Genomic DNA, 14835 nt, shown 5'->3' with positions numbered 1-14835 from the left:
AGAACCCCTGCATGCACACCACCCCGTCCCGTACCGTCCCGTGGCGCCGTTCGGCCGCCGTGATCGGCGTCCTCGCCTTGGCACTCGGCGCCTGCGGCGGTGACGACGACGCGTCGTCCGACGACACCGACACGACCGAAGCCGACGACGCGGACACGACAGACACCGAGCCAACCGAGACCGACGACACCGACACGACCGACACCGACACGACCGAAGTCGACTCGGCCGGCACCGACACGACCGAGGCCGACTCGGGCGACTCGGGCGACGACGCGTCGTCGGGGTCGTACGAGCCCGGATCGATCGGCTACCGGGTCGTCAACTCGACCGATCAGACCGTCGACGTCTACGTCCGGACCACCGGCCTGGTCGAGGCGTTCGAGGCGCAGATGGGCGTCGAGCCCGGCGTGGTCACCGACTTCTTCTACCCGCCCGAAGGCGGTCCGGTCGTCGTGACGACCGCCGGCGCAGGCGACGCGACGTGCGTCGCCACGTGCGATCACATCCTCAGCAACGTGTCGGCGTTCGACGACACCGGCGACGTCCACACCCTGCTGCTCCACGACGCCGAAGGTCGGGTGCAGACCTTCGACCTGTACGAGGACGCACCGGCCGATCAGACGACCTCGAACGTCATGATCGCCGCCGATCCCTCGGCCGGTCAGCTCGTCGCGATCGCGATCGATCTCACCGACGCCGACTTCGGTCTCAACCTCGGCTACGACGGGGTCGCCGGTTGTCTCGACTCGGTCAACCTCGACGCGAGCATGCTCGTCGGTGGCACGCAGACGCCGGCCTACGCGTACGACGGTGACAGCGTCGACGTGCTGCTGTACGCCAACGACGATCGCGAGTGCGCCGAGGAGCCGGTCGGCGGTCCGTTCACCGTCGAGGGTGGTCCCGGTACGCGCACGATGCTGATCCTCACCGGATCGCCCGGCGACATGGACGCCATCATCGTCCCGTTCCTCAACTCGGTCGAGGCCGATGCGAGCGCCGATGCCGACTCCGGCGACAGTGCGGCGTCGGGCGACGCAGCGACGGCTTACGCCCTGATGGCCGAGGAGCTGACGCTCCAGATCGGCCTCCCTGCTGCCGAGGCCGAGTGCCTCGCTCCCTATGTGGTCGATGCGCTCGGGGTCGACGTCGCGCTCGTCGACGGTGAACTGATCGATCTCGACGCGGCCGACACGGCGACGCAGGACATCGCCTTCGGCGGCATCATCGAAGGCGTCGAGGCCTGCGAGATCGACCCGGCGATCCTCGGCTGACCGTTCCGAACGTCGCGACGAGCCCGGCTCGGTCCTGCATCGTCGGACCGAGCCGGGCCGCTCGCGTGGGTACGCTCGCGGCCATGGCCACGTATCCGTTCCGTACCGCACTCGTGACCGGCGCCTCCTCGGGCATCGGTGAGGTGATGACCGCGCAGCTCGCCGACGCCGGCGTCGCCACCACGGTCGTGGCACGACGCCTCGAACGCCTCGAGGCGCTCGCCGAACGCCACGACGGCATCACACCGATGGCGGCCGACCTGTCGACCGACGACGGGCAGCGGGCTGTCGTCGACCGTATCGCCGAGGGCGACATCGATCTCGTGGTCAACAACGCCGGATTCGGCACCAACGGCGACTTCCACGAGCTCGACCCCGACCGGCTCGCCGACGAGATCGAGGTCAACGTCGCAGCGTTGACACGGCTCAGCCAGGCGTCGCTGGCGGCGATGGTGCCTCGGGGGAGCGGTTATCTGCTCAACGTCTCGAGCGTCGCCAGCTTCCAGCCGGCCCCGCAGCTGGCCGTGTACGCCGCCACGAAGGCGTACGTCACGAGCCTGACCGAGAGCCTCCACGAGGAGGCGGCGCCCCACGGCGTGCACGTCACGGCGCTGTGCCCCGGCCTGACCAAGACCGAGTTCCAGAGCGTCAGCAACACCGACACCTACGCCGATCAGTTCCCCTCGTTCGTCTGGACCAGTCCGGACGAGGTCGCCAGGTGCGGACTCGACGGGGTGGCTGCCAACCGCACCCTCGCCGTCCCGGGAGCGCAGTACAAGGTCATGGTGGCGACGACGAACATCACGCCGCGGTGGTTGCGGCGGCGTGCGTCGTCGATCGTGCAGCGGGGCTGAGCCTCAGCCCTGCTGTTCGGGCTGCAGCGTCGAGAAGCTGCCGCCCTGCGGATCGTGGAAGATGCACATCCGGCCGACGCCGGGTGTGTCCATCGGTGGCATCACGACCGACCCGCCGTTCGCCGTGACGGCTGCGACGGTCGCGTCGGTGTCGGCGACCATGAAGTAGACGGCCCAATGGTTGGGTGCCTGCTCGGGAACGTCGGGTGGCATGGCCATAGCGCCTGCCCAGCCGTCGGTGCCGCCGTGCACGACGTGGTAGATCATCCCGCCGCCCATGTCCATGGCGTCGAACTGCCAGCCGAACACGTCGGTGTAGAAGGGGAGCGCGGTGTCGATGTCGCGGGTCATCAACTCGTTCCACGACCACGTGTTCGGTTCGTTCGCCACGCCGGCGCCGGGATGCTCGCCGGGCTGCCAGATCGAGATCACGGCGCCGGTCGGGTCGGCGATGATCGCCATGTGACCGGCCGACATGACCTGCATGGGCGGCATCATGACGGTGCCGCCTGCCGACTCGACCTTGGCGACGGTGGCGGCGACGTCGGGGGCACAGACGTAGCTGTTCCAGATCGCCATCGGCGGCATACCCGGCTGGTTGGCGCCGAGGCCGGCGACGTCGTTGCCGTCGAGGGAGAAGTTGACGTAGATGCGGTTGCCCTCGTCGTCGAGTTCGTCGTGCGCATCCCAGCCGAACACGGCGGAGTAGAACGCCTTGGACGCATCGACGTCGGGGCTCATCAGGTCGACCCAACACGGCTGACCGGGTTCGTAGGACGTGAAGGCGGGCATACCTCGACCGTACTCCACCCCCGCAACCCCTCGACCCGGCGATCAGCGCGCACCGTCGACACCGGAGTCGGGTGATCTCCGGAAACGTCGACTCCGTCGCCGTTCCCTCCGACACCCGACCCGGATGGGGTGGTTCGCGACGATGGGGCATGGCTGCTGTGCTCACGACCGAGATCGCCGACGGGGTCGCCGTCGTCACGATGAATCGCCCCGAGGCCCGCAACGCGCTCAACACCGAGCTGCGTCGGGCCATCCCGACCCGGTTGCGCGAACTCGACGCCGACCCGGCGGTGCGCGTGATGATCCTCACCGGTGCCGACCCGGCGTTCTGCGCCGGGCTCGACCTCAAAGAACTCGGCTCGAGCGGCTTGTCGGCCGACCCCGACGCGACGCCGCTGCCGTTCGGTTCGCTGACCAAGCCGTTGGTCGGCGCGATCAACGGCGCGGCGGTCACCGGCGGCTTCGAGCTCGCCCTCGGCTGCGACTTCCTGATCGCCAGCGAACGGGCGACGTTCGCCGACACCCACGCGCGGGTCGGCGTCATGCCGGGTTGGGGCCTCACGGTGCTGCTCCCGCAGGCGATCGGCATCCGCCGGGCACGGCAGATGAGTTTCACCGGCAACTACGTCGATGCGTCGACCGCGCTCGCGTGGGGCCTCGTCAACGAGGTCGTCCCGCACGACCGGCTCGTGTCGCGAGCCTGCGAGCTGGCCGCCGACATGGTCACGGTTCCCGAAGCCGGGCTCGGCGCGATCAAGGGTGCGTACCGCGCTGCGGCTGCGGGCGTCGACGACGGTGCCCTCGACGCCGAACGCCGCTACTCGCGCGAGTGGATGCGGCGTTTCGATCCCGACACCCTCGCTGCGAATCGCGAAGCGATCCAGCGGCGCGGCAGCGCCCAAGTGTGACCTGACCCGCCGCCCAATTCTTGCTCCGCTGCGCGCGCTCGGTGCGACACAGCGCGTCGGTGCGCGGCTAGGTTGCGACTCGACATGGGGGTGTCACGACGGGATCGGGGGGTCTCGGGTGCGCAACGGTGGGTCTGGAAGTCGACCCCTCCCGTCGCACTCGTCGCCGTGCAGCTGGTGTTCTTCGGGCTGCCCGCAGGGCAGTGGGTGCGTGGCCTCACGCTCGGCCTCCTCGTCGCCTTGCTCGCGCTCGGCATGGCGCTCGTCTACCGGGCGAACCGCGTCGTCAACTTCGCCCAGGCCGACCTCGGCTTCGTCCCCACATCGCTCGCCGTCGGGCTGATCGTCTTCTCCGGCCTCCCGTACCTCTTCGGGTTCGTCGTCGGTCTGGCCGGGTCGATCCTGGTCGGCGCCGTGGTCGAGCTGGCCTTCGTGCGGCGGTTCGCCCACAGCTCACGACTCGTCCTCACGGTCGCGACGATCGGGATCACCCAGCTGCTCGCTGCGTGCGCGCTGATGATCCCGCGCCTCTGGGATCGCAGCGCGGCGTCGCAACGGATCCCGCCGCCGTTCGACTGGAAGCTCACCATCGGAGGCGCCACCGGCACCGTGCTCTCGGCGAACGACCTGATCGCCATGGTGCTGGCGCCCGCCGCCATGATCGCCGTGGCGATCTTCCTCGGGTCGACTCGTCTCGGCACCGCGATCCGCGGGTCTGCCGAGCGGAGCGAGCGTGCGCTGATGCTGGGGATCCCGGTCGCCTGGCTGTCGACACTGGTGTGGGCGGTGGCGAGTGCGCTGTCGTTCCTCGCCTTGTTCCTCCGAGCCGGCATCCTCGGCGTACCACTCGGCGCTGCGCTCAGCCTGCAGGCGCTGGTGTTGGCACTCGCCGCGCTCGTGCTCGGCCGGCTGACCGATCTGCCGACCATCATCCTGACGGCGATCGCGCTCGGCATCCTCGAGTACGGCGTCGCCTGGAACGCGAGCAGTCCGCTGCTCGTGACCCCGATCATCGGCGCGGCCGTGCTCGTCGCCTTGCTGCTGCAGCGTCGCCGCTACGGGCGGACCGATCGCGACGAGGCGGTCGGTTGGCGGCTCGCCGACGAGATCCGGCCGCTGCGACCGGCCGTCGCCCGGCTCCCGCTCGTCCGCCTGATGCGGTGGGGCACCATCTCGGTCGTCTTCGCCACGTTGCTGGTCGTGCCGGTCGTGTTCCGAACCGACCAGATCATCAAGGCGAACGCGGTGCTCGTCTACGCCGTGATCGGCATGTCGCTCGTCGTGCTGTCGGGCTGGGCGGGGCAGATCTCGCTCGGTCAGATGGCGTTCGTCGGGATCGGCGCCGCCGTCAGCGCGACGTGCACGATCGAGTGGAACGCCGACATCACCCTGGCGCTCCTCGCCGGTGGGGCGGCGGGTGCGGCGGCGGCGTTCGTGGTCGGCCTCCCCGCGCTCCGACTTCGTGGTCTCTACCTGGCCGTGACGACGCTCGTCTTCGCCCTGGCGGTCAACTCGTGGTTCCTCAACCGCCAGTTCTTCGACTGGATCCCCCAGGAGCGTGTCGAGCGGTTGCCGCTCTTCGGCCGTGTCGACCTGTCGACACCCACCCGGTTCTACCTCTTCACGCTGACGGTCATGGTGCTGATGCTGTTGGCGCTCCGCGGCGTTCGCCGCAGCCGCACCGGCCGTGCGATCGTCGCACTGCGCGAGAACGAGTTGGCAGCGCAGGCGCTGTCGGTGTCGCCGGTGCCGGTGAAGCTGACGGCGTTCACGGTGTCGGGCGCGGTGGCCGGCGTCGCCGGTGGCCTGTTCGTGCACATGAGTCAGAGCTTCGACCTCACCAGTTATGCACCGGCCGAGAGCCTCAACGTGTTCACCGCATCCGTCGTCGGTGGCCTCGGCTCACTGTTCGGCGGCATCCTGGGCGCCGTCTTCCTGCGGGGGAGCGAGTGGTTCATCACCGCTGCCGAGTGGCGCCTGCTCTCGTCGGCGATGGGTGTCTTGCTCGTGCTGCTGATCCTGCCGGGCGGCCTCGCCAGCCTCGTGATCAAGATCCGCGACCGGTTCGTCACGATGATCGTCGACCGGCGGGTGCTCACCGACCCGGCACCCGTCGACACCGCCGACACCGCCGACACAGGCGCCCGGCGCGGCTCCGATGCCGAGGCCGCAGCCGACCACGACGACCGGACGACCGTATGAGCGAGGGGACGGTGCTGCAGCGAACATGGTTCGGGGTGCGCCATCCCCGGCGCTGGATGCGCGACCTGTGCGGGGGCGAGTCGGCGTTCCCCCTGATCGTCCTGTTCGGGCTCAACGCCGTCGACGAACTCGACCGCACCGCGTTCGGCATCCTGCTCCCCGAGATCCGCGACGAGTTCGGCATCGACATCCAGACAGCGCTGTCGCTGGTCGCGCTGTCTGCCGTTGCGGCGCTGGCACTCCAGGTGCCGATCGCCCAGTGGGCCGACCGCACCAACCGAATCCCGCTCGTCGTGTCGGGTGCGCTGGCCTGGGGCTTCTTCTCGGGCATGACCGGCCTCGCGACCGGCCTGATCGTGCTCACCGTCGCACGATCGGGCTCGGCACTCGGCAAGGCGGTGATCGACCCGACGCACAACTCGTTGATCGCCGACTACTACCCGATCGAGACGAGATCGCGCGTCTACAGCTTCCATCGGGCGGCCAACGCAGTCGGCGCGTTCGTCGGCCCGCTCACGGCCGGCCTGCTGGCGTACTACCTCGACTGGCGGGCGCCGTTCCTGCTGTTCGTCATCCCGACGGCGATCTTCGCGGTGTTGGCGACCGGATTGCGCGACCCGGTACGAGGCCGGTGGGAGCGTCGAGCCGCGGGCGCATCGCAGGAGGTCGTCGACACCGAGGAGGAGTCGCCCTCGTTCGCCGAGAGTTGGCGCACGGCGCACAAGGTCCGATCGCTGCAGCGGATCTGGTGGAGTCTGCCGTTCCTCGCCACGTCGTTGATCGGATTCGTCGCACTCGCCGCGCTGCTCTACGAGCAGGAGTTCGGACTCGACGAGCGTGAGCGAGGGTTCGCGGCGGCGATCGCCGAGCCGTTCGCCCTCGTCGGACTCGTCATCGGAGCCCGGATCGCGACCCGACGGTTCGCCGGCAACGTGAAGGGGCTGATCCGGTTCGTCGCATCGATCGCCCTCGTGACGTCGTTGGCGTCGGCCGGGTTCGCGTTCGCCCCGTCGATCTGGATCGCCGTCGCCCTCAACTGCGTCATCTCCGCTGCCTTGGCGATCATCGGCCCGGGTGTGCTCGCCGCGCTGTCGCTGGCGATCCCGCCGCGGGCGCGTGCGACCGGCTTCGCGATCGGCTCGCTGTGGGTGATCCCGGGGTTGGCGGTCCTGCCCATGATCGGCTGGGTCGCCGACAACGTCACGATCCAGGTCGGGATGTTGCTGCTCGTGCCGATGTTCGTCATCGGCAGCCTGATCCTCCGCAGCACCGCCGACGTGATCGACGACGACATCGCACAGGTCTGGCAGTCGACGGCGGCTCGCTCCAGCGTGCTCTACGACCGGCGACAGGGCACGACGAGTCTCCTCCTCGTGCGCGGCGTCGAGTCGGGGTACGACCACCGCCGGGTGTTGAACGGCATCGACCTGCACCTCGACGAGGGTGAGGTCGTCGCGCTGCTCGGCACGAACGGCGCCGGCAAGTCGACCCTGCTCAAGACGATCAGCGGCATCGTCGAAGCCGACCGAGGTGCGATCGTGCTCGACGGCCGCGACATCACACACGCGCCCCCGAACGAGATCGCCGCACACGGCATCGTCCAGATGCCGGGCGGGCAGGGGGTGTTCGGCTCGCTCACGGTCCGGGAGAATCTCGAGCTGGCCGGGTGGACGAACCGTCGGGATGCCGCCGGGGTCCGTACAGCGATCGACGAGGCACTCGAGACCTTCCCGGTGCTGGTCGATCGTCTCGACGATCCGGCGGGCAATCTGTCGGGCGGGCAGCAGCAGATGCTGGCGCTCGGGATGAGTTTCGTGATGCGCCCGCGGATCCTCTTGATCGACGAACTGTCGCTCGGTCTCGCGCCGACCATCGTCGGGCAGCTGCTGCCGATCGTGCGCCGGATGGCGGCCGACGGTGTGACCGTCGTGCTCGTCGAACAGAGCGTCAACGTCGCACTCACGGTCGCGGAGCGGGCGTACTTCCTCGAGCGCGGTTCGATCCGCTTCGACGGGCCGACGAGCGAGCTCCTCGACCGTCCCGATCTGTTGCGGTCGGTGTTCCTCGCCGGAGCGATCACCGACCAACCGGACGAGTCTCCGACGGCCGACGACACGAACGGCGACACACCCGGCCCGGATCGTGAGCCGGGCGTGCAGGTCGATCGGCCCGAGGTCCAGCTCGCCGACCACCCCGTCGTTCGGTCCGTCGACGTCGATCGATCGGGTGCTCCGGTGCTGTCGGTGCGCGAACTCGCCGTTACGTTCGGCGGCATCCGTGCCGTCGACGGCGCGACGTTCGACGTGTTCGCCCACGAGATCGTCGGGGTCATCGGTCCGAACGGCGCCGGCAAGACCACGGTGTTCGACCTCGTGTCCGGCTTCACGCCCCGTACTGCCGGAACCGTCACGCTCGACGGTCACGACATCACCGGCACGTCACCGTCGGAGCGGGCCCGCCTCGGACTCGGCCGATCGTTCCAGGACGCCCGGCTCTTCCCCGAACTCACCGTTGCCGAGACGCTCGCGATCGCCCAGGAGCGCTTCGTCGGCAGCCACAGCGTGATGGCCGCAGCCCTGCATCTCCCGATGGTCGTCGAGTCCGAGTTGCAGATCGCCGGTCGGGTCGACGAGCTCGTCGAGCTGATGGGGCTCGGCGACTATCGACATTCGTTCGTGCGGGAGCTGTCCACCGGCACCCGACGCATCGTCGACCTGGCGTGCCTCGTGGCGCACCGCCCGACGGTGATCCTGCTCGACGAGCCCACATCGGGCATCGCACAGCGGGAGGTGGAGGCGTTGGCGCCGGTGGTCCGGCGGCTGCGCGACGAGATGGGGGCGAGCCTCGTGATCGTCGAACACGACATCCCGTTCGTGTCCGGCGTGTCCGACCGGTTGATCGCCTTCGACCAGGGCCGGGTCGTCACGACCGGGCCACCCGCCGACGTGCTCGAACACCCGGCCGTCGTCGAGTCGTACCTCGGCACCTCCGGTGCCGCGATCGCCCGCTCAGGGGGAACGGAGTAGATCATGCAACCAGCACACAGCGGTGACGACGGTTCGTCATCGGCGAATCTCAAGAAGTGGGGGCCGATCGTCGGGATCGTCCTCGTCGTCGGTGCCGTCGTCGGACTCGTGGTGGCGACGGGCGGCGATGACGACGACACCACCGACACGACGGCCGCCGACACGACGGCCATCGACGTCGAACCCGACGCGACCGAACCCGAGGCGACCGATCCTGACGGCGAGGAGCCGGAGGACACCGACCCCGAGGCGACCGAACCCGACTCGACCGAGCCGGAGGCGACCGAGCCCGACTCGACCGACCCCGATCAGCCCACCGGCGACATCACGTATCCGCTGTCGTTCGCCGAGGCCGAGGAGCAGGGTGTCGCTGTCGAATGGGGTGAGCGGTGCGACACCGAGCTCGGCACCGTTGCCATGAAGTGGTACTTCGCGCCGGGGTGCTACGCCCCGTTCGAGGGTGACAACGGGGGAGCCACGGCGACCGGTGTCACCGCCGACTCGATCAAGGTGGTCCAGTACCTCGGCCCCGACGACGATCCGATCATCTCGTACCTGACCGACGCGATCGCCGTCGACGACAGCAACGACGAGGCCGAGGCGACGCTGCGATCGATGCTCGACATGTTCTCGAGCTACTACGAGTTCTACGGACGGTCGATCGACTACGAGACCTATGTCAGTTCCGGCATCGCCAACGACGAGGTGACCGCACGCGCCGACGCCGTGCGCATCGCCGAGGACTTCGAACCGTTCGCGGTGCTGGGCGGACCGGCGCTCACGAACGCCTTCGCCGACGAACTCGCGGCGCGCGGGATCGTCTGCATCGGATGCACGCCGGGTCAGCCGCAGGCCTGGTACGCCGATCGCGCACCGTACGTGTACGGCCTGGCGATCGGGGCAGCGCAGGCTCGCGACCACGGACGGGAGTTCATCTCGAAGCAGCTGATCGGGGGCAACGCCTCCTTTGCCGGCGACGAGGCCTATCAGGGCCAGCCCCGAACCTTCGGGCACGTGTATCTGTCGTCGAGCCCCGAATCACCGGCGCTCGCCGATGATTTCGTCAGCGGTCTCACCGCCGACGGGGCCGATGTCGTCGAGGTGCTGCCCTACACCCTCGACCCGGGCTCGATCCAGCAGCAGGCATCACAGATCGTGGCGAAGCTGAAGTCGTCGGCGGTGACGACGGTCGTCATCGCCGGCGATGGCGTGGCGCCGCGCGACATCACCCGCGAGGCCACGGCGCAGGAGTACTTCCCCGAATGGGTGCTCGTTGCGCCGGCGCTGTCCGACCTCACGGCGTTCGGTCGCACGTACGACCAGTCCCAGTGGGCGAACGCATTCGGCGTCACGCACGGCGCCGTACCGGTCACCCCCGAGGAGTCGGGCTATTTTGCGCTGTACCGGTGGTGGACCGGCGAGGAGCCTCCCGCTGCCGACACGATCGGCGTGCTGATCCCGAACATGGCACTGCTCGTCAGCGGGATCCAACAGACCGGACCCGATCTCACCCCGGAGAACATGAGTGCTGCGTTGTTCGACGGTCCGACGACGACGCCGGGCATCACCGAGCCGTTCCTGTCGTACGGCGAGCGCGGCTACTGGGACGGTGTCGACTTCAGCGGCGTCGACGACGCCGCGTTGATCTGGTGGGACGAGTCGGCCGAAGGGCCCGACGAGATCCGCAAGGACGGTACCGGGATGTACGTGTTCGTCGACGGTGGCACCCGGTACCTGCCGGGTGAGTGGCCGACCGAGTCGGCGCTGTTCGACCCGGCCGGAGGCATCACGATCTACGAGGTGGCTCCGGCGGAGGAGACGCCGCCCGACTACCCGAGCCCGGCCGGATGATCCGGCGGGCGGGGAGTGCGATCAGGAGTAGTCGATCGCGCTGAACTCCTGCAGCTTGCGCACGCGGTGCCGGGCGTCGATGAAACGCACGGTACCGCTGCGCGAGCGCATGACCAGGCTCTGGGTCCGGGCGCCGCGTGCGTCGAACCGGACGCCGCGCAGCAGTTGTCCATCGGTGAGGCCGGTGGCGGCGAAGAAGCAGTTGTCGCCCTGGACGAGGTCGTCCTGGGAGTAGACGCGGTCGAGATCCATGTTCGCCTCGACCATCGCGTCACGCTCGGCATCCGACTGCGGGCAGAAGCGCGCCTGCAGCTCGCCGCCCATTGCCTTGAGCGCGGCGGCCGAGATGACGCCCTCGGGGGTGCCGCCGATGCCGAACAACACGTCGACGCCGGCGTCGGGCCAGGCCGACGCAATCGCGCCGTAGACGTCGCCGTCGTTGATGAGGCGGATGCGAGCGCCGCTGGCACGGACCTCGTCGATCAGGTCGGCGTGGCGGGGGCGGTCGAGGATGACCGCCGTGAGGTCGCGAACCGACTCCTGCTTCGACTTCGCGATCCACCGCAGGTTCTGGGTCGGGCTGGCGGTGATGTCGATCGCGCCGACGCACTCGGGGCCGACGGCGATCTTGTCCATGTAGAACGACGGACCCGGGTTGAGCATCGAGCCGCGTTCGCCGACGGCGATCACCGACAGGGCGTTGTTGAGGCCCTTGGCCGTGAGCGTCGTGCCGTCGATCGGGTCGACCGCCACGTCGACCTTGGGATCTTCGCCGTCGCCGACCTGCTCGCCGTTGTAGAGCATCGGCGCCTCGTCCTTCTCGCCCTCACCGATGACGACGACGCCGTCCATCTGGACGCTCGCCAGACTGAGACGCATCGCGTCGACGGCGGCAGCATCGGCGCCCTCCTTGTTGGCGCGCCCGACCCAACGGGCGGCGGCGAGGGCGGCGGACTCGGTGACCCGCACCAACTCCATCGCGAGGTTGCGGTCGGGCTTCTGTGCGGCCGGTCCTGGCATGTGGCACACCGTAGTGCTGAGCGACCTGGCGCCAAAGCCGGGGCGGAACACCCGTGACTAGGCTCGACCCTCATGAGCTCGCCCGTGTCGGCCCCGAAGTTCGCACCCGATCTCCTGCCGACCGCTGCCGCAGACTTCGTCGCACACCACCCCGACTTCGACGCCGACGGTTCACTCGCCCGGCTCCGCGCCGACGAGTACGCCCGACTCGACGAGACCGACCAGGTGTATCTCGACTACACCGGTGGCGGGATGCACGCCGCGTCGCAGATCGATGCCCACGCCGAACTGCTCCGGACTCGCGTGCTCGGCAATCCGCACTCGGCGAACCCGACCTCGCTGGCCATGACGGAGCTGGTCGAGGGGGCCCGGCGATACGTCGCCGAGTTCTTCGACGCCCCCGACGACGACTATCTCGTGGTGTTCACCCCGAATGCGAGCGGGGCGCTCAGGGTCGTCGGTGAGTCGTACCGGTTCGAGCGCGGCAGCCACTTCGCGCTCACGTACGACAATCACAACTCGGTCAACGGCATCCGGGAGTTCGCCAAGGCGCGAGGCGCAGCGGTCGACTACGTGCCGGTCGTGGCGCCCGAGCTCCGACTCGACCGAGCGGCGATGACCGAGGTGTTGTCGGGAGCCGACCGCTCGAAACGCAACCTGCTCGCGTTCCCGGCCCAGTCGAACTACTCGGGGGTCCAACACCCGCTCGATCTCGTCGACGAGGCCCACGAACACGGCTGGGACGTCCTGGTCGACATGGCTGCGTTCGCCCCGACCAACCGGGTCGACATCGCCGCGCTCCGCCCCGATTTCGCGGCGTTCTCGTTCTACAAGCTGATGGGTTTCCCGACCGGGATCGGCTGCCTGCTCATCCGGCGCGATCGGCTCGGTTCGCTGCACCGACCGTGGTTCGCCGGCGGCACGATCACCATCGCGTCGGTGCAGGGCGACGGCTACTACCTCCACGACGACGAGGCGGCGTTCGAGGACGGTACGGTCGACTACCTGAACATCCCGGCGGTCGAGACCGGGCTGCGTCACCTCGACCGCATCGGGGTCGAGGTCATCCACGAGCGGGTTCGCTGTCTGACCGAGTGGCTCCTCGGCGCACTCGGTTCGCTTCGCCACACGAACGGCGCGCCGTTGGTGCGGGTGTTCGGACCGACCTCGACCGAGTCGCGTGGCGGCACGATCTCGTTCGTCCTGCACGACCCCGATGGTCGGCCGATCGACGACCGGCGGGTCGAAGAGCTCGCGAACGGTGTGAACATCTCGCTGCGCACCGGCTGTTTCTGCAATCCCGGAGCCGGTGAGGTGGCACACGGGCTGACCGCCGACGACATGCGTGACTTCTTCGGGCGCAGCGACGCAGTCTCGTTCATGGACCTGCGCCGTGAGATGCTCGATCGCTACGACCTGCTCGTCGCCGCCGTTCGGGTGTCGGTCGGCGTCGCCAGCAACTTCACCGACGTCTACCGGTTGATCTGTTTCCTGCAGAGCTTCCTCGACCGCTCGACCGACGAGATCGGCCGGGCCGAGTTCGTCGCAGCGAACTGTCGCATCATCCGCGACTCCGCCTGAACCGACGGGTGGGACGGCCGCGCTCGCGGCCGTCCCACCCGTGCTGGTCTACCTGTGCCTTCGATGTCGTTCGCGTCGGGTGAGACGCGCTTGGCGCGCCACCCGGGCGACGTATGCCTGACGCTCGAGGGTCGCTCGACGGTCGGCGGCGTACTGACGGCACAGCTGGGTGTTGAAGGTTTCGTACATGGTGGTGCCCTTTCGGCATGGTCGGGGTTGGTTGGGTTGGGGGGGATCTGGACGCGCCGGGGTCGTGGCCGTGTCGGGCGACGACGCGGGCGCGCGTGCTCGGAGGAGAGGTGCTCGAGGTCGGGAGGAGCAGGCGTGCGCCCGCTCGGACTCAGCCGATCGTCGCGGTGACGCCGCGGAGGCCCGCGGGGTCGCCGATCGACCGGCCGGTGTGCTCGAGGCGGATGATCTGGATCATGGTGTCGGACCTCCTTTCGGTCGTCGTGAGCGAAGTGCGACTGCATCGTGACAGGTGGGTGCCGGTCGTTCCAACGAGGTTTCGCGGTCGGGGTCGCGGCGGCGCCGGTAGCGTGCGTACATGGCGTTCGTGAACAAGTCGGGTGGCGACGGCGAAGAGACATCGACCGATGTCGCCGCCGGCGCCCCGCCCCATCCGGACTTCGATTTCGACCCGAACGATCCCGACCAGGTGAAGGTGCACTACGACCTCGCGGGTTGGAGCATCGACCAGCGGGCCGAACTCGCCGAGACGCTGGCCGAGAACGCCGTGCCCCACGTCTGGGAGGACGACGAGCTGGTCATCCCCGAACACCTCGAGGGTCCGGTCGATCAGCTCTTCGAGCAGCTGGAGGCCGAGATCGGCCCGTTCCCGGTCGTGCTCGGCGACGACGACGCTGCGACCGAGTTCGGGCTCGACGAGTGGAAGCGGGCCGACCTGCTCTCGCTGCAACAGGCGCTGGTCGAGGCCGAGATCCCACACCGCTGGCACGACACGACGCTGTTCGTCGCGACCGATGCCGAACACGTCGTCGACGACCTGCTCGACGCCATCGAGGCCGGTGAGGTCGCGTCGCTCGACGAGGACACCGAGGCCCCCGACGGTGCGTTGCACGCGCTGTACAGCGCCGCCGACAAGCTGCGCCGTGATCCGACCCACGGATCGTCACGTGACTCCCTGCTCGCCCTCGTGCCGAGGCTCTCGCCGTCGGCGCCGCCGTTCGGCATGGCCGGGGGTCCGTGGGCGACCATGGTCGGAGCAGCGACGGCACTGGTCGCGACCTTCGAGAACGGGCGCCCGACCGACGAGATCAAGGAAGCGGCGAACGCCCTGCACGGGGTCTGTCGCGACTGGGTGTAG

10 protein-coding genes are annotated in these 14835 nt (G+C 69.1%); 8 read left to right on the top strand and 2 right to left on the bottom strand.

Annotation, left to right across the window (positions count from 1 at the left end):
- Window positions 1–11 precede the first annotated feature (11 nt).
- Complete coding sequence (locus tag BDK89_RS12625) at window positions 12–1274, top strand: hypothetical protein (protein ID WP_133869280.1); 1263 nt, start codon at window positions 12–14, stop codon at window positions 1272–1274.
- 83 nt (window positions 1275–1357) lie between these two features.
- Complete coding sequence (locus BDK89_RS12620) at window positions 1358–2128, top strand: SDR family NAD(P)-dependent oxidoreductase (RefSeq protein ID WP_133869279.1); 771 nt, start codon at window positions 1358–1360, stop codon at window positions 2126–2128.
- Between the two features lie 3 nt (window positions 2129–2131).
- On the opposite strand, the gene BDK89_RS12615 is transcribed toward BDK89_RS12620, so the two are convergent.
- Window positions 2132–2920 (bottom strand): VOC family protein, encoded by a 789-nt coding sequence (locus BDK89_RS12615; protein ID WP_133869278.1) that lies wholly within the window; start codon window positions 2918–2920, stop codon window positions 2132–2134.
- A 149-nt stretch (window positions 2921–3069) separates the two neighbouring features.
- Here BDK89_RS12615 and BDK89_RS12610 point away from each other — a divergent pair, with 149 nt between their 5' ends.
- The 4 genes from BDK89_RS12610 to BDK89_RS12595 all read left to right on the top strand — a co-directional run bounded on the left by BDK89_RS12610 (window position 3070) and on the right by BDK89_RS12595 (window position 10907).
- Window positions 3070–3828 (top strand): enoyl-CoA hydratase, encoded by a 759-nt coding sequence (locus BDK89_RS12610; RefSeq protein ID WP_133869277.1) that lies wholly within the window; start codon window positions 3070–3072, stop codon window positions 3826–3828.
- An 84-nt stretch (window positions 3829–3912) separates the two neighbouring features.
- A complete protein-coding gene (locus tag BDK89_RS12605) occupies window positions 3913–6030 on the top strand; it encodes an ABC transporter permease (RefSeq protein WP_133869276.1) in 2118 nt (705 codons plus the stop codon).
- The gene (locus BDK89_RS12600) at window positions 6027–9056 is read left to right on the top strand and encodes an MFS transporter (protein WP_133869275.1); all 3030 of its coding nucleotides are present in this window, start codon (window positions 6027–6029) and stop codon (window positions 9054–9056) included. Before BDK89_RS12605 ends, BDK89_RS12600 begins: the two co-directional genes overlap by 4 nt.
- Before the next feature lie 3 nt (window positions 9057–9059).
- On the top strand, window positions 9060–10907 hold the full coding sequence (locus BDK89_RS12595; protein WP_133869274.1) for a type 1 periplasmic-binding domain-containing protein: 1848 nt from the start codon (window positions 9060–9062) through the stop codon (window positions 10905–10907).
- Between the two features lie 21 nt (window positions 10908–10928).
- On the opposite strand, the gene glpX is transcribed toward BDK89_RS12595, so the two are convergent.
- Window positions 10929–11927, bottom strand: coding sequence for a class II fructose-bisphosphatase (gene glpX, locus BDK89_RS12590; protein ID WP_133869273.1), 999 nt, complete (start codon window positions 11925–11927; stop codon window positions 10929–10931).
- Window positions 11928–11999: 72 nt separating this feature from the next.
- On the opposite strand from glpX, the gene BDK89_RS12585 reads away from it, so the two are divergent.
- Both BDK89_RS12585 and BDK89_RS12580 read left to right on the top strand, forming a co-directional pair.
- A complete protein-coding gene (locus tag BDK89_RS12585) occupies window positions 12000–13508 on the top strand; it encodes an aminotransferase class V-fold PLP-dependent enzyme (protein WP_133869272.1) in 1509 nt (502 codons plus the stop codon).
- A gap of 547 nt (window positions 13509–14055) precedes the next feature.
- Window positions 14056–14835 carry a hypothetical protein gene (locus BDK89_RS12580; RefSeq protein ID WP_133869271.1) on the top strand — a complete coding sequence of 260 codons (780 nt, stop codon included), beginning with the start codon at window positions 14056–14058 and terminating at the stop codon, window positions 14833–14835.

The sequence above is a fragment of the Ilumatobacter fluminis genome, assembly GCF_004364865.1.
Taxonomy (GTDB): domain Bacteria; phylum Actinomycetota; class Acidimicrobiia; order Acidimicrobiales; family Ilumatobacteraceae; genus Ilumatobacter; species Ilumatobacter fluminis.
Note: the sequence above shows the minus strand (reverse complement) of the source record. Positions and strands in the feature narration are given on the sequence as shown.

Coding starts and splice junctions, on each gene's coding strand:
- BDK89_RS12615 (WP_133869278.1), bottom strand. CDS start 2,920: ATGCCCGCCTTCACGTCCTACGAACCCGGTCAGCCGTGTTGGGTCGAC.
- BDK89_RS12595 (WP_133869274.1), top strand. CDS start 9,060: ATGCAACCAGCACACAGCGGTGACGACGGTTCGTCATCGGCGAATCTC.
- BDK89_RS12625 (WP_133869280.1), top strand. CDS start 12: ATGCACACCACCCCGTCCCGTACCGTCCCGTGGCGCCGTTCGGCCGCC.
- BDK89_RS12585 (WP_133869272.1), top strand. CDS start 12,000: ATGAGCTCGCCCGTGTCGGCCCCGAAGTTCGCACCCGATCTCCTGCCG.
- BDK89_RS12580 (WP_133869271.1), top strand. CDS start 14,056: ATGGCGTTCGTGAACAAGTCGGGTGGCGACGGCGAAGAGACATCGACC.
- BDK89_RS12620 (WP_133869279.1), top strand. CDS start 1,358: ATGGCCACGTATCCGTTCCGTACCGCACTCGTGACCGGCGCCTCCTCG.
- BDK89_RS12610 (WP_133869277.1), top strand. CDS start 3,070: ATGGCTGCTGTGCTCACGACCGAGATCGCCGACGGGGTCGCCGTCGTC.
- BDK89_RS12600 (WP_133869275.1), top strand. CDS start 6,027: ATGAGCGAGGGGACGGTGCTGCAGCGAACATGGTTCGGGGTGCGCCAT.
- BDK89_RS12605 (WP_133869276.1), top strand. CDS start 3,913: ATGGGGGTGTCACGACGGGATCGGGGGGTCTCGGGTGCGCAACGGTGG.
- glpX (WP_133869273.1), bottom strand. CDS start 11,927: ATGCCAGGACCGGCCGCACAGAAGCCCGACCGCAACCTCGCGATGGAG.